Origin of the sequence: Pedobacter sp. GR22-6, assembly GCF_037402555.1 — a bacterium.
In the GTDB taxonomy this organism is placed as follows: Bacteria; Bacteroidota; Bacteroidia; order Sphingobacteriales; family Sphingobacteriaceae; genus Pedobacter.
The window spans coordinates 1,034,739-1,056,145 of sequence record NZ_JBBEUC010000002.1; the positions used below are offsets into that span (position 1 = coordinate 1,034,739).

Annotated in this window: 18 protein-coding genes; 3 read left to right on the forward strand and 15 right to left on the reverse strand. The window is 42.4% G+C overall.

Annotation, left to right across the window (positions count from 1 at the left end):
- Positions 1 to 2: 2 nt before the first annotated feature.
- Positions 3 to 893, forward strand: a complete 891-nt coding sequence (locus WAE59_RS12045) for a Ppx/GppA phosphatase family protein (RefSeq protein ID WP_337856210.1) — start codon at positions 3 to 5, stop codon at positions 891 to 893.
- Here the strand turns inward: WAE59_RS12045 and WAE59_RS12050 are convergent.
- From WAE59_RS12050 to WAE59_RS12100, 11 genes are all read right to left on the reverse strand, one after another.
- Positions 884 to 1,348, reverse strand: a complete 465-nt coding sequence (locus WAE59_RS12050) for a 4'-phosphopantetheinyl transferase family protein (RefSeq protein ID WP_337856211.1) — start codon at positions 1,346 to 1,348, stop codon at positions 884 to 886. The two genes, WAE59_RS12045 and WAE59_RS12050, sit on opposite strands and share 10 nt — an antisense overlap.
- Positions 1,345 to 1,599 (reverse strand): phosphopantetheine-binding protein, encoded by a 255-nt coding sequence (locus WAE59_RS12055; protein ID WP_337856212.1) that lies wholly within the window; start codon positions 1,597 to 1,599, stop codon positions 1,345 to 1,347. The genes WAE59_RS12050 and WAE59_RS12055 overlap by 4 nt, the downstream gene beginning before the upstream one ends.
- On the reverse strand, positions 1,592 to 2,869 hold the full coding sequence (locus tag WAE59_RS12060; RefSeq protein WP_337856213.1) for a beta-ketoacyl-[acyl-carrier-protein] synthase family protein: 1,278 nt from the start codon (positions 2,867 to 2,869) through the stop codon (positions 1,592 to 1,594). Before WAE59_RS12060 ends, WAE59_RS12055 begins: the two co-directional genes overlap by 8 nt.
- On the reverse strand, positions 2,862 to 3,308 hold the full coding sequence (locus WAE59_RS12065; RefSeq protein ID WP_337856214.1) for a 3-hydroxyacyl-ACP dehydratase FabZ family protein: 447 nt from the start codon (positions 3,306 to 3,308) through the stop codon (positions 2,862 to 2,864). The genes WAE59_RS12060 and WAE59_RS12065 overlap by 8 nt, the downstream gene beginning before the upstream one ends.
- A 35-nt stretch (positions 3,309 to 3,343) precedes the next feature.
- Positions 3,344 to 4,399: a type III polyketide synthase gene (locus tag WAE59_RS12070; RefSeq protein ID WP_337856215.1), complete on the reverse strand. Its 1,056-nt coding sequence runs from the start codon at positions 4,397 to 4,399 to the stop codon at positions 3,344 to 3,346.
- A complete protein-coding gene (locus tag WAE59_RS12075; RefSeq protein WP_337856216.1) occupies positions 4,396 to 5,127 on the reverse strand; it encodes a methyltransferase domain-containing protein in 732 nt (243 codons plus the stop codon). Before WAE59_RS12075 ends, WAE59_RS12070 begins: the two co-directional genes overlap by 4 nt.
- Positions 5,124 to 6,251 (reverse strand): NAD(P)/FAD-dependent oxidoreductase, encoded by a 1,128-nt coding sequence (locus WAE59_RS12080; protein ID WP_337856217.1) that lies wholly within the window; start codon positions 6,249 to 6,251, stop codon positions 5,124 to 5,126. Before WAE59_RS12080 ends, WAE59_RS12075 begins: the two co-directional genes overlap by 4 nt.
- 63 nt (positions 6,252 to 6,314) lie before the next feature.
- Positions 6,315 to 7,304, reverse strand: coding sequence for a PorP/SprF family type IX secretion system membrane protein (locus WAE59_RS12085; protein ID WP_337856218.1), 990 nt, complete (start codon positions 7,302 to 7,304; stop codon positions 6,315 to 6,317).
- Entirely contained in the window at positions 7,301 to 8,251 is a 951-nt protein-coding gene (locus WAE59_RS12090) for a gliding motility-associated C-terminal domain-containing protein (protein ID WP_337856219.1), read from the reverse strand. The genes WAE59_RS12085 and WAE59_RS12090 overlap by 4 nt, the downstream gene beginning before the upstream one ends.
- Before the next feature lie 23 nt (positions 8,252 to 8,274).
- Positions 8,275 to 9,012 (reverse strand): hypothetical protein, encoded by a 738-nt coding sequence (locus WAE59_RS12095; RefSeq protein WP_337856220.1) that lies wholly within the window; start codon positions 9,010 to 9,012, stop codon positions 8,275 to 8,277.
- A gap of 33 nt (positions 9,013 to 9,045) precedes the next feature.
- On the reverse strand, positions 9,046 to 11,106 hold the full coding sequence (locus WAE59_RS12100) for an immunoglobulin domain-containing protein (protein ID WP_337856221.1): 2,061 nt from the start codon (positions 11,104 to 11,106) through the stop codon (positions 9,046 to 9,048).
- Between the two features lie 631 nt (positions 11,107 to 11,737).
- Here WAE59_RS12100 and WAE59_RS12105 point away from each other — a divergent pair.
- On the forward strand, positions 11,738 to 15,598 hold the full coding sequence (locus tag WAE59_RS12105) for a TIM-barrel domain-containing protein (RefSeq protein ID WP_337856222.1): 3,861 nt from the start codon (positions 11,738 to 11,740) through the stop codon (positions 15,596 to 15,598).
- 74 nt (positions 15,599 to 15,672) lie between these two features.
- Positions 15,673 to 16,254 (forward strand): DUF4833 domain-containing protein, encoded by a 582-nt coding sequence (locus tag WAE59_RS12110; protein WP_337856223.1) that lies wholly within the window; start codon positions 15,673 to 15,675, stop codon positions 16,252 to 16,254.
- A 50-nt stretch (positions 16,255 to 16,304) separates the two neighbouring features.
- Here WAE59_RS12110 and pgl read toward each other — a convergent pair whose 3' ends face one another.
- Genes pgl through WAE59_RS12130 form a run of 4 tightly spaced genes read right to left on the reverse strand, consistent with a single transcriptional unit; the run spans position 16,305 to position 20,740 of the window.
- Positions 16,305 to 17,030 carry a 6-phosphogluconolactonase gene (pgl, locus tag WAE59_RS12115; RefSeq protein WP_337856224.1) on the reverse strand — a complete coding sequence of 242 codons (726 nt, stop codon included), beginning with the start codon at positions 17,028 to 17,030 and terminating at the stop codon, positions 16,305 to 16,307.
- Complete coding sequence (gene zwf, locus WAE59_RS12120; protein WP_337856225.1) at positions 17,030 to 18,541, reverse strand: glucose-6-phosphate dehydrogenase; 1,512 nt, start codon at positions 18,539 to 18,541, stop codon at positions 17,030 to 17,032. The genes pgl and zwf overlap by 1 nt, the downstream gene beginning before the upstream one ends.
- Positions 18,542 to 18,565: 24 nt before the next feature.
- Positions 18,566 to 19,969: an NADP-dependent phosphogluconate dehydrogenase gene (gndA, locus tag WAE59_RS12125; protein ID WP_337856226.1), complete on the reverse strand. Its 1,404-nt coding sequence runs from the start codon at positions 19,967 to 19,969 to the stop codon at positions 18,566 to 18,568.
- A gap of 6 nt (positions 19,970 to 19,975) precedes the next feature.
- Positions 19,976 to 20,740 (reverse strand): ROK family protein, encoded by a 765-nt coding sequence (locus tag WAE59_RS12130; RefSeq protein ID WP_337856227.1) that lies wholly within the window; start codon positions 20,738 to 20,740, stop codon positions 19,976 to 19,978.
- Positions 20,741 to 21,407: the final 667 nt, after the last annotated feature.

Here is a 21,407-nt window from a genome sequence, read left to right on the forward strand (position 1 = left end):
CCATGTTAAGATATGCTGCCGTCGATATCGGATCTAATGCTGTAAGACTCCTCATTGCTGATATTTCAAGAACAGAAGAAGGCTTTAAATATAAAAAGAACACTTTGGTACGGGTGCCGCTAAGGCTGGGCGATGATGCCTTTCTGGACCATCGCATCTCTGACAAGAAAGTAGACGATCTGATCAAGACCATGATCGCCTTTAAAAACCTCATGGAGGTATATCATGTATCGGAGTACCTGGCCTGTGCAACATCGGCGATGCGTGAGGCAGAAAACGGGGCAGAGGTCATTAAAAAGGTAAAAAAACTCGCTAACCTCGATCTGGAGATTATCGAAGGGCAACGTGAAGCCAATATCATCTATTCCAATCATATCGAAGAAAACCTTGACGCGAATAAAAGCTATCTGTATATCGATGTGGGCGGTGGAAGTACAGAACTTTCGGTCTTCGTCAATAAAGTTCCCGTGGCTTCTAAGTCGTTTGATATCGGGACAATCCGGATATTGGACAATCAGGATAAGGATGAGACCTGGGAATCGATGAAGCAATGGGTAAAGGAAAATACCAAATCCCTGAAACATGTAGCTGGCATTGGTACAGGTGGCAATATCAATAAACTTTTCCGCATGTCTGATGAAAAAGAAGGCATGCCTTTGTCGTTCATCAAATTGAAAGCGCTGTACAATCAACTCAATAGCCATTCGCTAAAGGAACGCATCAGTGTATTTGGCCTCAATCCAGACCGTGCAGACGTGATCATCCCAGCATGTGAGATTTACATCACGCTGATGAAATGGACAGGTATTAAACAGATTTATGTGCCGAAGGTGGGTATGGTTGACGGTATCATCAATTTACTGATTGAAGAAAACCTGGCGACTTACGAATAAGCCAGTGCGAGGTATCGGCCGTGGTGACTGACAGATTGCGGTGATTTCTGATGGTAGCCATCGTAAAGAGCGGAGATTTCAGTTCTGGCCAGCTGAAGTTCATGCAATTGTTCGGCAGCTACGGTATGTACATAATCAGTATTGAATTCTGTAGCAGTACAATAAGATGTGCCCTCCGTGTACACATTTCCTGTTGCGCTGTGTTCCAGGATAATGAGGTTGTTGCAGACCAGTTTTACCGGAGCAAAAGCGCGGAGTTTTGTAATGTTGGAGTTGATCTTGTAGGCTGACTCCTTCATACTCCACAAGAGCCAGACCATTAGCTCAGGATTTTCGGTATAGGAAGCAATCAGGAATTGCTCTTCAGCGGTAAAGAGTTTTTCCAGAAAGCCCTTTCTCTTCCAATTGCTGTCCAGTGCAGCCTGCTGCAGGTCTACGATGTCGTTGCCGATCATTTCTGTGCTGACTTCTCTTGTATGATGGCAATTGCGGCGCCAACTGTCAGCATTTTCTCCATGGAGCCGTTGTCGATCTCAATGTCAAATTCCTCTTCCACATCCAGCACGATATCTACCAGATTGGCAGAATTGATCTTCAGGTCTTTAATGAAATCAGTTTCTTCAGTAATTTGATCGGGGAGGGCTTTGTCAGCCACGTAATTTGCCACAATTGGCTTTAATCGCGCTATAATTTCGAACTCATTCATTCTGGTATTTTTTAAAGATGATGCAGGCATTTACATCGCCAAATCCAAAGCTGGCTTTAGCGAGGATATGTATTGGTTTTTGCAGCAATTGACGGGGAATGCAGTCTTCACTGATGATCGAAGTAATTTCGGGATGCAGATCCTCGCAATTGATATTCGGAAATACAAAGCCCTCATGGATCTGGAGCACCGATGCAACACACTCTATACTGCCTGCAGCGCTCAGACAGTGTCCGGTCATGGATTTCAAAGAATTGATATAGGGGAAACGGGAACCCTCAAGCAGCAGTGCTTCGCTCCAATTCTTTATTTCCAGGGCGTCTTTACTAGTCGCTGTCAGATGCCCATTGATGGCATCCAGTTCGGCAGGTCTGATACCCGTTTCTTCAAGAGCAGATTGGATGCACCTCTTTACGGCGATGGGGTTGGGGGCGGTCATGCTTCCACTGCCGCGTTGTCCGCCTGAATTGAGGTGACCTCCCATGACCTCTGCATAGATATGTGCCCCTCTTTCCAGGGCTGTATCTAAATCTTCCAGAACCATGGCTCCGGCGCCTGCAGCAGGAACAAATCCGCTGGCAGTGATGCTCATGGGACGGGAACCTTGCTGTGGCGCGTCATTGTGTTTATAAGTGCAAACTTTTATGGCATCAAATCCGGCCCAGATATAGGGCCCACTGTCACTTGTGCTCCCAGCTAACATTCTGGTAGCCTTGCCGGTTTTTATGCGCTCATAAGCCATTAAAATGCTTTCCGTTCCTGTAATGCAGGCAGAGGAGTTGGTGGTTACCTGATTGCCCAGTCCGAGCTTTCCTCCCAGATAGGCACTCACCCCACTGACCATAGTCTGTGCCACTACGGTGCTGCCCAGTTTTCGGACTTGTAAGTTATCGACTTTATAAATGGATTCCCTGAACTTATCTGTACCTGAAGTGCCGGTGCCGAAAATACAGCCACTGTTCCAATCGGGTTCATCAGTTTCAGCAGGAAGAAGGCCTGCGTCTTTCCACGCATCCATTCCCGCAATGAGCCCATAAAGAATTCCTGTGCTGTTGAAATTCTTCAGTTCCAGTGGACTCAGGTAGGCTCCGATCAGTTCGTCATTGAGTAGCGGTTTTCCCGAGATCTGGCAGGAAAAGCCAAGTTGTGCCAGTTCCGGATCGAACCTTATCCCTGACTGACCACGTTTTATGGCCTCAGTAAATAAAGGAAGGCCCACACCATTAGGTGCAACCACGCCCAATCCGGTAATGACCACTCGTTTATCCATTCATTTTTTGGGTGACCATTCCTGCGATGGTTCCTTTGCAGACTACTTCACCTGCTTCATTAAACATCTGAACGGTACAGTTTAGTTTTTTAAAACGGAAATAAACTTTTTCTGCCACAACTTTTACCTTTTCGCCCGGAAATACAGGTTTCATGAAGTCGATTGCTGTAGAAGTTAGCATCACATGTCCGGGCATACCCCCTTCTGCGCTGCCGGATAAGTAGATACCCAGGCAAACCAGACCGATCTGAGCCATCGTCTCTGTAAGAATGACTCCTGGCGTAACGGGTGCATCCTTAAAATGTCCTTTATAAAAATCAAGATCTTTGTCAAAAGTATAAGTTCCGGTGACCCCATTTTCATTGATCTCAGAAAGATCATCGACAAATAAAAATGGTTTGGAATAAGGTAAGTGTGCTAAAATTTCTGTTTTGTTCATGTTTTTTCAATTACAGGCCTAAATTATCAATTTCTTTACCACTTCAGCAATATCCGCTGGGCAGAAAATCCCGGGCCGAAGCTTAGCATCAATCCATATTCACCAGATGAGGGCTTGATTTCATCTAAGTAGCGTTCCAGAACGTAGAGCACTGTCGCACTTGACATGTTTCCGTACAGTCGCAGAACCTCCTTGGTTTCTGCAATGTTTTTGCCCAGACCGGCAAATAGTCCTTCGACCATCTGCACGATTTTTTTTCCTCCCGGATGAAAGATCAGATGTTCGATGTCTTTGATGCTCAATCCCTGTTTAGCGAGAAAGGGGTGGATGATTTCAGGAAACTGGGCCTCTATGGTTTCTGGAACAGCTACGTCCAGTACCATTTGCAATCCTGTGTTGCTCAGTTTAAAACCCATCATCTGTTCGGCATCGTAAAAATGATACATTTCCTGAGCAATAATTTCCGGACCCAGGTCTTCAGGGGCGGAAGAGAGGAGGGCGCAAGCGACGCCATCGCCGAAAATTGCAGCGCTAACAACGTTGGCCATAGAAAAATCATTCAACTGAAAAGTTGCGGTAGGTGATTCATAGGCGATCACGGCAGCGCGTTTTCCAGGATGTGCTTTTAGAAAATTCGTTGCATATAAAATCCCGGAGATACCTGCAGCACAGCCCATTTCCGTGACAGGGAGACGAACGATATCCTGTCTGAGTTCCAGTTTGTTAATCAGGTATGCATCCAGGGAGGGAATCATGATGCCGGTGCAGCTGACTGTAATCAGGTAATCCAATTGATCTGCTTTCCAATTGGCCTTCTCTAAAGCGAGGCTGAGACAGTCGGCACTAAGTTTAATCCCCTCCCTGATGTATATGTCATTGCGTTCCTGAAAGGACAGGTTGCTGAATACCTCTTCGGGCGACATAATCGAATAACGCTTGTCGACGCCGGCATTTTCGAAAATCTTTCTGACCTTCCGGATGAATCGATCATCCTGACCGGCCAGCCAAACATCCAGAAAGGGAAGGATATCGGCTGTCTTTCTGGAATGGGCAGGCAATACTTTAGCTACTGTTTTTATGTTTACGCTCATATGCCAGGTTCTTCAGCAGTTTTTATAATCCATTGGTATCGGAAAGCCCATTTCCAGCGAATATGGTATTGTGTTAAATTCAATTTGCGGGAATAGTGCCTTAAATCTTCAGACTTGAACCCCCTTAAGATGGAAATGAGTCCGTCATCCCGCGACATTTGATTGAGTCTGAAGACAAAACATAAAGCCATAAAAAGATAGTAGGCAATGGCGCTCCTGTGCAGATCGTTGATGATGATGCCCAGGTTCGACTTCGCTTTGAAATCAGTCAGCAAATTTACGATCTCAGTTTCCTTGAAGTGATGTAATGTAAGCGTGCAAAGTAGCACGTCGTAAGGCCCCGTTTGTTTAATTTCGTGGAAGATGTCTCCACAGATGTATTGGATATTGGGGTAGCTGACAGATAAGGACGCGGCATGACGGACGGTAAAAGCATTGGCATCTATACCGTTCAGCTGGAAGTTATAGCCTTGTTTTATACCGTAATCAGCCAGGCTCCGTAACATATCGCCGTTACCGCAACCAACATCTAGAATCCGGATCGGTCTGACCGGATCGATACCTCTTAACAGAAATTTCAATCCAGCAGTGGTCACTTTATTGCCGCCCAGTAGCCTGTTTATGCTCGCTATTTTGTCGAGGGCATCCCGAAGAATTTCTCCTTCCATATTGAAATCATCCATGATTTCTGGTTCATTGCTTCTTTGACGGGTGTCTATCAACATCATTCTATCGGTTTTCCGTGAGTTTTTTTTATGATAAATGGCAGTAGTGACGGTAGTGTAACCAAAAGGAGCCAGAAAGGTTTGAGCAGGTACTCGTTTCTAATCAGGCTGGAGAGCAATCTACCTACAGTTAGCCTGCTTTTAAAGTTCCTATTCCAATTGTGCTGATATTGGCTTTCCAGTTCTGCACGCGTAATGATGCTGCCGGCTTTATACTGTACAATTAATTCCGCGCAAAGCTTTGCGCTGTGAATGGCCATCGCCATTCCATTGCCACAAAGTGGATGGATCAACCCTGCTGTATCGCCAATCATCAATATATGTTCATGGACGGCTTCTTTTTTTGCAAACGAAATCTGGGCGATGCTCAGTGGTTGTTTGAACAATGGTGTACAATTTTCGAGAATGAGGTTCAACTGTGGATTTCGTCTGAGTACCTCCTGTTCGAATTCTGATATGTATTTGAATTTTTTAAAGCTTTTGTAATCCGCCAGATAACAAATGTTGAGGTGTCCATCCTCTATTTTGGATACTCCACAATAGCCACCTTTAAAGTTGTGTAAGGCAACCAATTCGTCTGGGAAGTCGCCCCTATAGTGACTCTTGACCGCCAGCCAGGGTGTTTTTTTGAAAAAAAAACTGCGCTTCAGTTTCTGATCCATTGCATTGCGTTTGCCGTAGGCACCGATCACCAATGCGCTTGATAAGGTTAATTTTTTTGCAGTGGTCACCTGAAAGTTGTCATGCTCATAGCTTACGGCGGTTACCGTATCTGTGATCATTGTGCAACCTTTTTCGATGGCCTTTTTATAGAGGAAATGATCGAGTGCATATCTGCTGATTCCGAAGCCTCCAAGGGGAAGTTTACAGGTTAGCGTCTTTCCGGAAGGGATAGAAAAGAGTAGCTCGGAAATGGAGCTTGGATGTAATTCTGAGGGGTCTGCATCCAGCCATTTCAAATAAGGGATTACTTCATTGGAAATGTATTCTCCACAGACTTTGTGCTGCGGGTAGCTCAGTTTTTCGATGAGCGTGACTTTGATGTCTGATTTTAACAAATGAAGTGCACAGCACAGACCTGCGAGTCCGCCTCCGATGATAATGATGTTTTGATCCCTGGCTTCCATTCTCTTTCAAATAAAGCTAAAGATTTAAAAGCAATTTTGGGGAATAAAGAACTCAGGAGCGGATTAAAAATCATAGCACCTCAACTGGCGGTCTCTTTTGCCAATCTTTCTGTTGATGTAAAAGCCAGCTGAAATTTCGTGACTGCCGTAATTGTAGTCACGGAGCTTGTTGAGCGCATAATCGTAGGAATAGCCTACTTTGAAATTATTGGAGACAAAAAGCTCAAACATCATACCCAGAGCGCTTTTTTTGGTTAGGCCATTTTCTAATGCCTTTTTGTTATAGAGCGGTACAGAAGTTCTGTAAAAGCCTCCGATCCATACCTTTTCGTTTAGTAAAAAGAAAGCGTTAACATCCAATGAGGTAGGGCCTTTGGTATCATCTTTTAACAGGATGACAGGTTTGAAATCGAGGCCGTATCCTAAAGGGATGAGCATGCCTGCATTCAGGTAGAGATGCGGTTGTGGCACCGGTACGAGTAAATTGCTGTTACTGCCCCTTCTGGAAGCCCATGCTGCAATGATGTTGGTTGCCGAAAGACCGACAAAAAACTTGCTGTTAGCATAGTATGCCCCAAACCGGGCATCAGGAAAGGTACGTGTTTCATTATTTACAGGGATCAGTTCATCATTGGGATCAATGCCACCAAGACGGGTGCCATCAAGCCCTAGTTGCATCAGTCCTGCCGCGATGCCAAAAGAGAGGTTCGATTGTTCATCATAGCCCATTTGGATTTTGTAAGCATAGTTGGCGTAACCTGAAAGGTTGGTTTGTGCACCAATCTTGTCGTTGGCTATGATGACTCCTAAGCCTACATTGCCATCGTTTACTGCACCATCTGCAGCGATGGAGAAACTAACCGGAGCACCTTTAACACCCACCCATTGTGAGCGAAAGAAGGACTGCACATAGACATCCTGTTTGTATCCTGCATAGGCCGGGTTCAAATGGATGGTGTTGAATACATATTGAGTATACTGACTGTCCTGCTGAGCGCTGGAGCTTAGGACTGCAGCTGTTAGCAGCGCTGTAAAAAAAAGTCTTTTCATCATTGCCTTCCTCTTAATAAAGTGATGTATCCATTGTATGAATGCCATTTATCATCGCTGGTTTTAACCTTCAGAACATAGAAATAGGTACCTTCATTGAGTCCATCTCCATTCCAGTCGTTTTTATACCCCTTTCGTTCGTATACTGTTCCTCCCCAACGGTTGAGAACGGTGAGTTCATTGGCTTGATAGCTCTCTAGTCCCGGGATGGCAAAGTAGTCGTTTTTACCATCGCCATTTGGCGTAAATGCACTTGGGATCTGGAGGTCGATAATGGTCTTCTCGTCCAATGAAGCGTTATTACCCATCTTAGGGTCAGTTTCATTGGCAGTAACGCTTGCGGTATTTCTCGTGGCACCTGCTTTCAATGCCTTCACCTTGATTCTTAAGCTCGCTTTTTGTGTATTTTCTAATCCGTCGATCTCCCATAGAACGATCCGGGTGCCTGCATTGTAATTGGCATACCCAAGACTTGGACTCTGCATGGATTCCAGCTCCAGGTTTTCCGGAAGGGCGTCCATGACTTTAATACCGCTTGCCCGGTCTGGTCCATTGTTAGTTACCTGAAGCAGGTATTCATAGGGATCATTGAGGGATACTGCCCTGACTTCAGATTTTTTGTACATCATCATATCGGCACGCAGATCGCCGTTTGGTACTACGTTGACGATGACATTATCGGAGCTTTCGGAAGCACAAGCTTGATTGTTGTAAGATATTACGCTGTAAATGCCGGCTTCTGAGACCACGTATTCACGTAGTTTCGCGTTGGCAATATATGTTCCGTCTTTCAACCATTGATAGCTGCTCGCGTTAACAGAATTAGCACGCAGTTTAATCGTTTTTCCTTGCCCAATTCTAACGGTCTGCGGAATAACAGATTGCGTAAAACCTGCCGTTGCGAGAAGCAACAGCAGGAAGATTACGAGGTATGTTTTTCTGTTAGGCATGAACATTAGAAGGGTAGCGTAAATTAATTCCCTGCAGCGATGGTAATAACTGGTTTTGTTGGTCCGCTTGTAACCGTAATCGTTGGTTTATTGGATGTAACCTCATCGCAGCTTTTTAATACGTAGTTTGATTTAACGTATACATCGTAAGTTTCAGCAACAGTAGGTGAAGTAAGTGCCAGTGAAGATGTAGTACCTCCGGTTGCAACTGCTGTTTCAGTTCCAGCGCTAGCTTTTGTATACCATTGATAACTTACAGGGAATCTTAAAGTACCTACTGTATTGTTGGTTACAGCTGCGGTGAAGTTGAAGACCTCTGATACATTTGTACAGGCTGCTACATCAGTTGGTGCAGTAACTGTAAGTGTAGGTGCTGGCATCACAAATACAACCTGGTCGAAGATCTCGGCGCAACCAGTTGTATTGTTAGTCGCTTTGAGTTTATAGGTATAGAAGCCGGCAGGCAGAGCAGCAGGTTCATTGAATGTTTCACCGGCCGTGGCGCCTAGTGGTACTCCCGTACCTGATCCATCATCGGTAGGGAACCTTGTTTCCCATTGATATGTAATTCCTGCGGTAGTGGGTACACTCAATTGTACTTTTTTGCCTGCACAAATCACCTGTGTAAGATCTGTGATTTTTGCATTCGCTGTAGTGAATTCAGCTAATGTTGTAATGTCTGTTTGTGCAGATACGAGGGAGGTAAAGGCTGTCAAAACGCAAACTAGTGCGAGTTTCAGGATTGTAGTTTTTGTGTTCATGATGATTTGTTTAAGTGTTTAAGAATTTGATTGTTAATTTGAGCTTATGATAGTAATGGGGTGTGCGGGTTTGGGGTTAATGGTTATAGTGGCAGTTCCATTCTGGGTTTGGGAACAGGTGGTACTACTTGAGTCCTGTACCCCAAGTAATGTGTAGGTAAAGGTTCCGGGAGTAGTTGTTGCTGCAGATACGGATACTGAATTTCCAGATGTGGTGCTGATGGTTTGTGTACTTCCAGTTCCTATTTTATAGCTGAAGGTATATGGTGCGGTACCGTTTCCGCCAGTAAATGTGATCAGCGGTGAGGCAGAATTTTGACAAACAGCAGTAGAACCAGTAATTGATGCGGTGGGAAGTGGATTTGTAGCTACGATAATTTTGTTACTAATTGCTGTGCATTCAAGAGTATTGAGTGTTGATGTTGCAATTCTTTGGTAGTAAGTGGTTTGACTCAATGTTGAAAGCTCAGTGTATGTCGCACTATTGGCACCAGAGATATTGGTGAAATTGATATTGTTAGTAGACTTTTGCCATTGATAAGTTATGATTCCGTTGCCAGACGCTACGGTTTGTGTGAATGCATTTGGAGTGGTTCCTAAACAGATCGTCTGGTCATTTCCTATTGTTCCAGCGAGTATATTGTTTATGGTAAGGGTCACAGGAATTCTTCCTGAAGTTTCGGTGCAGTTTGTACGTACAGCTTCGACATAAAATATATTGCTACCGTTGTTTAAGCTTGATGCTAGCGGGGTATAGCTTGTTGCTGTAGTCAAAATTGATCCGCCTGTTTGTACATTGTACCAATTGTATGTTGTGCAGTCTTGAGTTTCCGATATTGATAAGGTTGAGGTACTATTTTTACATATAGTTTTAGAATCTAAGATAGCGCCGTCGATTGTAGGCTTTGGGAGAATAATTCGCTTAACTTCATATATGCGTAATTTCGAGACTAAACTGGCTGTTACTACCCCTCCAATCTTAATTTCAACACGATCAAATGGACCGTTAGCTTTTGCGATTGGTATGGTGAGAACTGTGTAATCATTTCCTCCACTGGTCAAGAGACTCAACGATAGCAAACCAGAAGTACTTGACATGGCAGTGCCGACTGGTGTCAAGCCATTGTACATTTGAATACTGAAGCCATTCAAGAGACCTAAGTTTAACAGTCCACCACCTTGATTCCGCAAGGTAATTTGGATTGCATCACCTGCTTGTGCTACAGTCTTAAATATGGTTGTATGGTATGACTCATTTAATACTTGCGCTGTAACATCCAATTCTGCATAAGTCGCTAAATTTCCATCAATCGCATCCCAGGGAGTGGTTACAGGAGCAAGGACGCTAGCAATACCGCCGACAGCAGTACCGGCTCTTGCACCTGCCAAAACGTCTAGCGCATCATTACAACTTATTAGTGGTGAGGAATTTTCTTTAATGTAAGCATGGTAAATATTAGCGGATAATCCTAGTGATAATACACTCCCTAATTTGAGATAAATACCGCTGAAAGAAGCAGTCGGTTTAATTGTAACCTCAACTTCTCCCGCACCATTGAGTAAATTTAACAAACTAGAACCTGATAAATATTCGACTTGACCAACAGCGGTATACCCTGCTCCATTTCCATTTCCAATTCCTACCAACGGGGGCCAATACTTGGATACAGAGGTTAAATTTGTAAAACTGCCTATTGAAACGCTACTTAATAAACCAAGAACTTCTTTTGGTAAAGAAAACTTAATCGTAACTTCAGTATTGGCTGGTAAATCTCTTTTTGTAGCGTGAGTCCCATTATTCGTGAATTCTAAAAATTGTGTAGCGGTTGCCAGATTTAGTGCCCCTATTGGTACCGATAGTGTAGAGGCAGTTTTTGGATCTCCATCTGCAGCAAGATTTGCTGAGGCAACTGAGCCAGCAAGTACAGGCAGACCTAAAGCTCCGGTACCTGTTTCATAAATACCTTGGAAATTAGCGTAAGTCCTTACTTGAGGTATGCATTGCCCCTTTGCATCTGTACCAAAAACTACCGCCAAAACTGCCGTCAACAGCAGTATTGGAAGTGAATGAAATTTGGTTCGAAGTTTGAGCATTCCAAGGAGCAATTAACTTGTTCTCGCGATAGCCCATCATTGACGTTTTTTTAATCAAAAACCGCCTTAACGGTATCGTTTCCCAAACTTATCACAGAAAATCCATTGATTTTCGTTCATTACATTCAGTTTGAGATCGATAAGCCTTATTTGAAAAGAAAAATGAAGGACGGTTTTAAAATGCTTTTTCAAAGATAATTTGCTGTTGATCAATGTTTAAATGACGATTTGGTCTTTCGTTCATTTTATTCACTGTTGCTAAAGTTCAACAGGATCATTTATAGGTCGAAAACCTGTCGAGTTTCCATCTTCTTAAACATACTAAGGAGGCCATAAAATCGTTCCGGTTTTTTAAAAATTTCACTCTACTTTAGCCTCGTGATTTTTACTTTGATAGTGGAGATGAGTCGGCATTCATATCCTTTATTTCAAGGGTTGGCTTATGAGGTCTATGGTAGCTCAACTAACTGTTTTTATTATGCTCTCAAGTGGAGATGAAGTAATTTCTTCAATGCAAACGTTTGTGCGATCTTTGTTGGGATCAAAAAGAGATTCTCGTGGATGCATTTTTTAACTTTACCATGTAAGGAAAAAGATTTCTCTGCAAAAATTAGCTAACCACACAACTGAAATGAACCTACTTTCTAAATCTAAAGTTTTGGGCACCACTTTATTTGCCTTGCTGTCGTCGCTGCCAATGGCCTATATTCAGGGCCAAGTTGTCCGAAATGCTACATCGGCACAGCCAGTTCAGTCGGCACTGAAAATCACAAGTGCTAAAAAGTCCGGACCAACGCTCGTCGAACTCTTGTTTTCTAATCAGCAAAAAAGATGGTTTGATTTTTATGGCGATCATATTTTTAGGTTGTTTCAGGACAATTCAGGTGCGGGATTAAGGGATCCTGAAGCAAAACCAGAAGCCAAAATTCTGGTTGAAAATCCAAGACGGCCGGTGACAAAATTGGAACTGAGTGAGGCCGGTCAGATCATTACAATAAGTACTGCAAAAATTGCTGTTCAGATCAATAAAAACACTGCATTAATGAAGATAATTGATCTGTCTGGCAATAAGGTGATCCTGGAGGAAATGGCAACTGCAATCTTGGATCAATCGGCGGTGACTTTAAGCTTTAAAGAAAATCCACAGGAATATTTCTATGGGGGAGGTGTGCAAAATGGAAGATTTTCCCATAAAGGAAAAGCAGTAGCCATTGAAAATCAAAATAGCTGGACTGATGGCGGGGTAGCTTCGCCAACACCATATTTCTGGTCGTCAAATGGCTATGGTATGCTCTGGAATACCTTTCGGAAAGGGCGCTATGATTTTGGAGCGAAAGAAAAGGGTTTGGTGAAACTATCACATGAAACTAATTATCTCGATATATTCCTCATGGTGAACCATGATGCAAGTGGATTGCTTAATGACTTTTATCAGCTGACTGGAAATCCGGTGTTGTTGCCAAAATTCGGATTTTATCAGGGACATTTAAATGCCTACAACCGGGATTTTTGGCTGGAAAACGAAAAAGGTATTTTATTTGAAGACGGTAAGCGCTACCAGGAAAGTCAAAAGGACAATGGCGGTATTAAGGAATCTTTGAATGGAGAAAAAAACAACTATCAGTTTTCAGCCCGTGCAGTTATAGACCGTTATAAGAAGAATGATATGCCTTTTGGCTGGTTATTGCCGAATGATGGCTATGGGGCAGGATACGGACAGACAGCAACTTTGGAAGGAAACGTTCAGAATTTAAAAAGCCTGGGCGAATATTCCCGTAAACAAGGTGTCGAAATCGGCCTGTGGACGCAATCTGATTTGCATCCCAAGGCAGGAGTCAATCCATTATTACAAAGAGATATCGTGAAAGAAGTGAAGGATGCGGGTGTCCGTGTGCTAAAAACGGATGTAGCCTGGGTGGGAGCTGGATATTCTTTTGGGCTAAATGGCGTGACTGATGTGGCAAAGATCATGTCAGACTATGGAAACAACAGCAGACCTTTTATCATTTCACTGGATGGATGGGCCGGTACGCAGCGTTACGCAGGCATTTGGTCTGGTGATCAGACGGGCGGAGTTTGGGAATATATCAGGTTTCATATCCCTACTTACCTGGGCTCGGGTTTGTCGGGGCAACCTAATATCACTTCAGACATGGATGGTATTTTTGGTGGTAAGAACTCAGTAGTAAATACCAGAGATTTTCAGTGGAAAACATTTACACCCATGCAGCTGAATATGGATGGCTGGGGCGCTAATGAGAAGTATCCACATGCATTGGGAGAACCTATTGCTTCCATCAACAGAACTTATCTGAAACTCAAATCTGAACTCATGCCTTATACCTATAGCGTTGCCAAAGAGGCTGTAACAGGTTTGCCGATGATGAGGGCCATGTTTTTAGCCTATCCGAATGCTTATACAAGGGGGACAGCTACTCAATACCAGTTTATGTACGGTCCGAATTTCCTGGTGGCGCCTATTTATCAATCGACGCGATCGGATGAGCAGGGAAATGACATACGCAATGGTATTTATCTGCCAGAAGGCGAATGGATCGACTATTTTAGCGGGCAAAAATATAAGGGCAACTGCATCCTCAATGAATACGCGGTGCCTTTGTGGAAGCTGCCTGTTTTTGTCCGGAATGGAGCAATCATTCCATTTACAAATGCAAACAACAATCTGACTGAGATCAATACATCAATGCGTAGTTATGAAGTTTATCCTTCGGGTAAAAATTCATTCATGGAGTATGACGATGACGGAAGAACTGAACAATACCGCTTGGGTAAAGGAGTGACCAGTTTAATCGAGACCGAAGTAGATAAGAAAAATACTGCAGTCATTACGGTTCATCCTACACAAGGTGATTTTGACGGTTTTATAAAGGAAAAAGCCACGAGCTTTAAGGTCAATGTTACTCAGATGCCGACCAAAATTTCTGCGAAAATTGGACAGCGCAAGATCAAACTTGATGAAACGCGTTCTATCGCTGACTTTCTGGACAGAGAGAATGTTTATTTTTATGAGCCTAAGCCTAACCTAAACAAGTTTTCGACAAAAGGAAGCGAGTTTGAAGATGTACTGATGACTAAAAACCCTCAGCTCCTGGTAAAATTGGCTAAGACAGATATCACAAAAGATGCGGTAGTGTTAACCGTTGAGGGCTTCAGATATAAACCATTGGATCAGCTGCGGATTTCTTCCGGACCGCTAAAGGCACCGAGCAATGCTGTTGTAAAAGAAGCAGACAGGCAGGCCTATACGCTTACACCATCCTGGAAGAAAATAGTAGGGGCAGATTTCTACGAAATTGATTTCAACGGCATGCGTTATACTACCATTAGGGACACCATGTTGATGTTCGATGGGCTCAGCCCCGAAACAGCTTATTCATTTAAGCTCCGCGCAGCAAACAAGAGCGGATATTCTGATTGGACTGAAATCAACGCGAGCACGAGATCTAACCCGCTGGAATTTGCGATTCAAGGAATTACGGCTAAAACAACAGTCGAAAATCAGGGTGGGGCTGGGATTGATAAGCTGTTTGATTTTGAAGAAGGGGAGATGTGGCATACCAAATGGGGGGTAAATGCTGTGCCATTTGACGTGCTGATTGACTTGAATTCAGTCTATCAGTTGGATAAATTCCATTATCTGCCAAGGACCGGAAGAGGGAACGGTGTATTGCTGAAAGGAAAGGTCTGGTGCAGTAACGACAAACTCAACTGGACTGAAGCAGGCTCCTTTGAGTGGTTGAATAATGACGAGGTAAAAGTATTCACTTTTGGAAAGCAGCCCACTGTACGTTACATCAAGCTTTCGGTCACAAATGGAGTAGGTGGTTTTGGCTCAGGACGTGAACTGTATGTTTTCAAGGTTCCAGGGACATCGGGGTATTTGCCGGGAGACATCAATAGTGACTGCCTGATTGACCATAATGACCTTACTTCTTATATGAATTATACCGGATTGAGGAAAGGAGATGCAGATTTCGAAGGCTATATCAGTAATGGTGATCTGAACAAGAACAACCTGATCGACGCATATGACATTTCTGTCGTAGCTACACAGCTGGAGAGGGGAGTTGACCCAAAGGCCCAAGATCAGGCAGCCGGAAAAATCGAATTGATTACTGCAAAACAGGATTACAATAAGGATGAAATCATTGAACTGATCGTAAAGGGTAAAGCCTTAAAGGCGGTGAATGCGCTGAGCTTTGCGTTGCCTTATACACCTGAGGATTATGAGTTCCTCGGAATAAACGTTTTAAACACAAAGCAAATGGAGAACATGACTTATGACCGGTTACACAGCAACGGAAAAAAAATGCTGTATCCAACTTTTGTGAACCTGGGAAATAAGGAACTGCTGAGCGGGAATGCAGATCTTTTTATCATCAGATTTAAAGCCCGGCGTAAATTAAAATTTGAACTGAAAGCGTTTGATGGAATATTAGTCGATCAGCGGCTCAATAGTGTTCAATTTTGATAAATAATTTATGATGATCAGATTATATTTATTTTAGCCCGGCTGTTTATCTTTGTCTTCCTATCTTTGAGGCAATGACAAATCTAAGTTTTCCTTTGTTAAAACGCGTTCTGATCATCATAATTTTGTTTATTGGTTTTTGTGATGTAAGCGTATTCGCTCAAACTGCAGACAAAAGTGACCCTTCACCTTTGAAATTTCCTGTGCCTAAAGGAATCTCCAATCAGCTTTTCTATTTGCAGCGGGATCCCAATACGAATACCATCATTTGCGAATTGAATGTAGATAAAAATGGGGTAGTAGACCGTAAAGAGCCTATTCTTGTGTATTGGCTTCGTTATGCGGAGAAAGGTGAACAGGAGGATTTGAGCTATATACAGCGCAAGTTTGCTTACGGTATACAGACTAAAGAATTGGCGAAGGACCAATTTGAGCTGAGATTTGTTTCACACAAGAAGTTACCGATGTACCTGCAACGCGGGGAGGATAAGAAATTTCATGTTTTTGTGACGGTGAACCAGAAAAAAGTGCAGATCGAACGCATATTTGTGCGTATAGAAGGTGGATCTTTCTGGCTTCCAAATGTGAAATATGTTGAGATTAAAGGTGTAAATACAGAGAATGATGCTGTAGTTACTGAACGCATCAAGGTATAAAAAAACGCATCTATCTTTCTTTGGATAGATGCGTTTTTATTTATGGATCTTTAGTTGTTGAGTAAGCCGGCCGCTTCATGATCCAAAAACCATGTTACATTTCCGTCGATGGGATTTATCAGTTGTGTAGGATACAGATCTGTATTTTTCTGCTGATCTTCGATCACATGTTTTACAGCTTCAGCTTTACCTGTGCCAAACACTAAAAAGGCGATGTTTTTTGCCTTGTTGATTAATGGCGCCGTGAAGCTGATGCGATACGTAGAAAGCTTCTCAACGTATACGGAATCAATTTCTACTTCTCTGTTTTTAAGGATAGAAGTGCCAGGAAATAACGAAGCAGTATGCGCATCATCTCCCATACCTAAAAGGATGAGGTCAAATACCAGATCGCCACCATCAAAGTGGTTGGTGATGGCTTTATGGTATTCAATGGCTGCTTTTTCCGGCTCCAGCGTAGTATCTACATAAAAGATATGGTCCTCTGAAATGTTTAATGGTGCTAAAATGGCATTTTTAGCCATTAGTCCATTATAGCTCTCATGATTTGGAGCCACATTGCGCTCATCACCGAAGAAGAAATATACTTTGGTCCAGTCGATTTTATCTTTATAAGTCGTCGCCAGCATTTCATATAGTGCTTTTGGAGAGTTCCCGCCTGTAAGTACAAAGTTAAAACAGTCTTTTTCTTTAATGGATTGATTGGCAATCTTGACAATATATTCTACCAAATCCTCAAAAAGCTCGGACTGCGTGTTGTAAATCAATACATTCATTATTCTTTATTTAGAGGTAATGTAAACCAGTGGAATCCGTCTCTTGCTATAAGTGCTTCTGCATCTTCCGGTCCCCAGGAATCGGCAGTATAATTGGGGAAGCTCAAAGATTTTTTCTTTTCCCAAGCATTTACAACAGGCATCAAAAGCTCCCATGCAGATTCTACCTGATCGGCACGCATGAACTGTGTTTGATCACCGGTCATCACGTCCAATAGCAACGTTTCGTAAGCTTCGGGAGTTTCTGAACTATAGGTTCCTTTATAATCAAAGACCATATCCACCGGATTTAGCACCATATCTAGGCCAGGTCTTTTGCCCTGAACTTGCAAGCGGATGCTCATCTCAGGTTGTATGCTGATGATCAGTCTGTTCTGTTGCCAATGTTCTGTAACTCCGGCAGGGAAAATCTGATGAGGCACATCCTTAAACTGGATTGTGATCAGTGACGAGGTCTGGAAAAGTCGCTTTCCGGTGCGGACATAAAATGGAACTCCTTGCCATCTCCAATTGTCTACAAAGAATTTAATGGCTGCAAAAGTTTCTGTATTGGAGTCGGGATCAACGCCGGTTTCATGACGATAACCAGGAACCTCTTTGCCCTCAACCCAGCCTCTCGTATATTGACCACGTACAGTACTGAAGCGAATATCGTCAGGACCAAAGGGACGCATGGCTTTCAATACATCTACTTTTTTATTTCGGATCTCATCTGCTTCAAAATTAACAGGAGTTTCCATACCTATTATACAAAGCAGTTGCAATAAGTGATTCTGGATCATATCGCGCAAAGCACCTGAACCATCATAATAACCTCCACGGTCGCCAACGCCCAATTGCTCCGTTACAGAAATTTGTACGTGATCGATGTAGTTTCTGTTCCATAGTGGTTCCAGGAATGAGTTAGCAAAGCGGAAAGCCATGATGTTCTGCACGGTTTCTTTACCCAAATAGTGATCGATGCGGTAGATTTGTTTTTCTGTAAATATCCCTGTAAGGATGCCGTTGAGTTCCCTTGCGGTTTCCAAGTCTCTTCCGAAAGGTTTTTCGATTACAATCCTGCAATTGTCTTCTGTTCCTGCCAATTTGTAGTCGGACAGACATTGTGCGATAAGCGGGAAAAGGTTAGGGGCAACAGCCAGATAGTAAATGATTTGAGTTTCTGGGCCGAACTCTTTTTGGTATTTTTCGATGCAGGTTTTCAGTTTTCCGAAGGTTTCAGGAGCTTCTACATCCACAGGACTGTAATGTACATGAGCTGTGAATTTATCCCATTTCTCTTGTTTAACTTTTCCTGAACGGGAAAAGCTATTCACACCGTCCTTTAAAGAATTTCTGAATTTGCCATCATCAAGCGGTCTGCGTGCAGTTCCTATAAGGGCATATTTCTCTGGCATATAGCCATCGGAATATAGATTATAAAGCGCAGGCGCTAATTTGCGCATATTTAAATCACCGGTGCCACCAAAAATCACAATTATTGTTGGGTTGAGGCTGATGCTTGTTTTCATTATTTGTTTAATTTACTAGTTGAATTAATTCCAATTGGCGTGGAAAATACCCTCCTCGTCAATGCGTTCGAACGTATGCGCGCCAAAAAAGTCTCTCTGTGCCTGGGTTAAATTTAATGGAGATTTATCTGTTCTTAGTGCATCATAGTATGTAAGTGCTGAAGCATAACATGGAACGGCGATGCCATTTTTCAATGCTGTTATGACCACTTCTCTTGTTCCTGGGATGATCTCTTTAAGCTGTTGCTGGATGCTTTCATCCGAATAAAGGTGAGTCATTTCAGGTTGTTTTTTATAGGCCTGATAAATATCTTCCAGAAGCTCTGCTCTGATGATACATCCACCGCGCCAGATTTGGGAAACTTCTTTCAGGTTCAGTTCATATTTGAATTCAGCCGATGCCTGCTCGAGCAAATGCAAACCTTGTGCGTAAGAAGTGATCATGGCAAAATAAAGTGCTTGTTCCAATTGAACTTCAAATGCTTCAGCGTTTTCGATGGCTGTTTTTTCCTGAGGTAAAGCGATTGATAGTGAAGTGCGCAATTTCTTCAGTTTTGAAAGATCTCTTGAGCTGACGGACTCATTAATGGTAGGGATGGGTGATTGTAAATCCATCGACACCTGCGATGTCCATTTACCAGTTCCCTTAGATTTAGCTTCATCTTTGATCATATCAATCAGGAAGTTGCCTGTCTTTTCGTCTTTTACTTTAAATATGTCACGTGTGACTTCCAAAAGAAAAGATTTAAGTCGGCCGTTATTCCATTTTTCAAAAAGAGAAAAGATCTGGTCGTTATTGTATCCCAAGCCATTTTTTAATAAATCATAGGTTTCAGCAAGTACCTGCATCATGGCATACTCAATTCCATTGTGCACCATTTTTACAAAATGTCCGGAAGCACCCGGACCTATGTAAGCGACACAAGGATCGCCGTTTACTTTAGCCGATACAGCTTCCAATATTGGTTTTACAGCATTGTAAGCAGTTTTGTCGCCACCAGGCATCATGCTCGGACCGAACCGGGCACCTTCTTCGCCTCCGGAGATTCCCATTCCGAAAAAGTGAATGCCCTGATCTGAAAGCTCAATAGCTCTGCGGCTGGTATCTGTGAAATGCGAATTTCCACTGTCTATGATCATGTCGCCTTTTTCCAGTAGCGGTACAAGTTCCTGAATTACACTATCTACGATTTTGCCTGCGGGTACAAGAAGCATAATTCTTCTCGGTAATTCGAGACTCTGAATAAAATCCTCCAGAGATTCAAAGCCTTTCAAATTATGTGCTTTACCATCTTCTTCCAGTTTTTTAAGCATTTTGGCATCCTTATCGTATCCGGTTACCTGGAAACCGTTGTCGGCCATGTTGAGCAATAGATTACGGCCCATGGTACCCAGGCCGATCATTCCTAAAGTAAATTTATTATTCATTTCTAGTTATTTCTTGTTTGGGTAAGTGGTATGAACATGGTATTTTTCTGCAACCTGCCAAAGTTTGGCTCCACCTTTTATACCATCTTTATTGGTCACCAATTTAATGTTGTGATCCAATTCTAAGGTGATGTGCTTAGAATTTCCACCACCTATATATAAGGTATCATAATTAAAAACTGTCTTGTAAGTTTCTATGATACTTTCGAGGCGATCGTTCCAGTCTTTCTTTCCTATTTTTTCAAGTGCCTTAGTTCCGATGTAGTCGTCATAGTCTTTAGTTTTGGTAACAGGCAAATGTGCAAGTTCGAAATGGGGGAGGAGCTCACCGTCATAAACCATCGCGGTACCGAAGCCTGTACCTACAGTAACTACAATTTCAAAGCCCGAACCGCTTGCAATTCCAAGAGCCTGTTGATCCGCGTCATTGATTAACCTTACCGGTTTATCAAATAGATTACTGATTTGCTGAGCGAGTTCGACATTCGTCCATTTGTTTCTGGCCAGGTTGGGGGCAGTTTCTACCTTTCCAAATCTTACGTAGCCTGGGAAGCCAACGGAAATCCTGGCGAAATCGTCAGCAAGGCATACTACGAGTTCTTTGATGCAGGAAATCACAGCTTCAGGAGTAGAATTTTTAGGCGTTGGTATTTTTTGGAATTCTGAAAGCGGCGTTCCGTCTTCACTCAATATGCAAGCTTTGATGCTTGTCCCGCCAATATCTATCGATAAGACGTTGCTGCTGGTTTGTTCTTTTTCTCTAACTGGCATATTTGTTTCAGGTAAAAGGGCCTGTCTAATTTTTGTTATATATCAAAATAACAAATTTTCATTGACTAAAAGGGTGAACATATCAATTTTAAATCCTAATAATTACCGATTGATGATAAAAGAAACTATCCATTGGCGTAGGTAAAATTAAGAATTGTATATATATACTATATGCTAAACCAGATAAAATTACTACAACGTTATAGCATGAAAATAAACTGGATAATAATTGACTAGCTTCGAGTAAATTAGGATTATAAAAAAAATATAAAAAAATGCCACAAAACATTTGGATTGTAATTTATCTTTCGTATAATTGTTATAGATAATCGATTTAGCACACAAAACCTCGATATCACAAACCAAATAAATTACCTAATAAACCAAATTATGAGTAAAACTTTTACTAAAATCTTCAGGGATGAATTCTCATTTCCGAGCAATCTTTATTTTCTTAAGCATTATCAAGAGTCATTGAAAGTTGGTTCTGTTATCGCTGTTTAAAACTTATCATAGTTCTAGATAGCTAAAACGTTTTAACCTATTTTTAAATTTTTGTAGAATCTTTCAGTCCTATGGTATAGGGTTAGGGCTGTAATTGTTTTGCGTTTGATTTAAAGATGACTTTAATATAATCACAATTAAAAAAGGTCTTTAATTAGTTAAT

What these genes read in the sequence shown, in the direction of transcription:
- WAE59_RS12045 (WP_337856210.1), top strand. Translation starts at nt 3, where the DNA reads ATGTTAAGATATGCTGCCGTCGATATCGGATCTAATGCTGTAAGACTC.
- WAE59_RS12050 (WP_337856211.1), bottom strand. Translation starts at nt 1,348, where the DNA reads ATGATCGGCAACGACATCGTAGACCTGCAGCAGGCTGCACTGGACAGC.
- WAE59_RS12055 (WP_337856212.1), bottom strand. Translation starts at nt 1,599, where the DNA reads ATGAATGAGTTCGAAATTATAGCGCGATTAAAGCCAATTGTGGCAAAT.
- WAE59_RS12060 (WP_337856213.1), bottom strand. Translation starts at nt 2,869, where the DNA reads ATGGATAAACGAGTGGTCATTACCGGATTGGGCGTGGTTGCACCTAAT.
- WAE59_RS12065 (WP_337856214.1), bottom strand. Translation starts at nt 3,308, where the DNA reads ATGAACAAAACAGAAATTTTAGCACACTTACCTTATTCCAAACCATTT.
- WAE59_RS12070 (WP_337856215.1), bottom strand. Translation starts at nt 4,399, where the DNA reads ATGAGCGTAAACATAAAAACAGTAGCTAAAGTATTGCCTGCCCATTCC.
- WAE59_RS12075 (WP_337856216.1), bottom strand. Translation starts at nt 5,127, where the DNA reads ATGATGTTGATAGACACCCGTCAAAGAAGCAATGAACCAGAAATCATG.
- WAE59_RS12080 (WP_337856217.1), bottom strand. Translation starts at nt 6,251, where the DNA reads ATGGAAGCCAGGGATCAAAACATCATTATCATCGGAGGCGGACTCGCA.
- WAE59_RS12085 (WP_337856218.1), bottom strand. Translation starts at nt 7,304, where the DNA reads ATGATGAAAAGACTTTTTTTTACAGCGCTGCTAACAGCTGCAGTCCTA.
- WAE59_RS12090 (WP_337856219.1), bottom strand. Translation starts at nt 8,251, where the DNA reads ATGCCTAACAGAAAAACATACCTCGTAATCTTCCTGCTGTTGCTTCTC.
- WAE59_RS12095 (WP_337856220.1), bottom strand. Translation starts at nt 9,012, where the DNA reads ATGAACACAAAAACTACAATCCTGAAACTCGCACTAGTTTGCGTTTTG.
- WAE59_RS12100 (WP_337856221.1), bottom strand. Translation starts at nt 11,106, where the DNA reads ATGCTCAAACTTCGAACCAAATTTCATTCACTTCCAATACTGCTGTTG.
- WAE59_RS12105 (WP_337856222.1), top strand. Translation starts at nt 11,738, where the DNA reads ATGAACCTACTTTCTAAATCTAAAGTTTTGGGCACCACTTTATTTGCC.
- WAE59_RS12110 (WP_337856223.1), top strand. Translation starts at nt 15,673, where the DNA reads ATGACAAATCTAAGTTTTCCTTTGTTAAAACGCGTTCTGATCATCATA.
- pgl (WP_337856224.1), bottom strand. Translation starts at nt 17,030, where the DNA reads ATGAATGTATTGATTTACAACACGCAGTCCGAGCTTTTTGAGGATTTG.
- zwf (WP_337856225.1), bottom strand. Translation starts at nt 18,541, where the DNA reads ATGAAAACAAGCATCAGCCTCAACCCAACAATAATTGTGATTTTTGGT.
- gndA (WP_337856226.1), bottom strand. Translation starts at nt 19,969, where the DNA reads ATGAATAATAAATTTACTTTAGGAATGATCGGCCTGGGTACCATGGGC.
- WAE59_RS12130 (WP_337856227.1), bottom strand. Translation starts at nt 20,740, where the DNA reads ATGCCAGTTAGAGAAAAAGAACAAACCAGCAGCAACGTCTTATCGATA.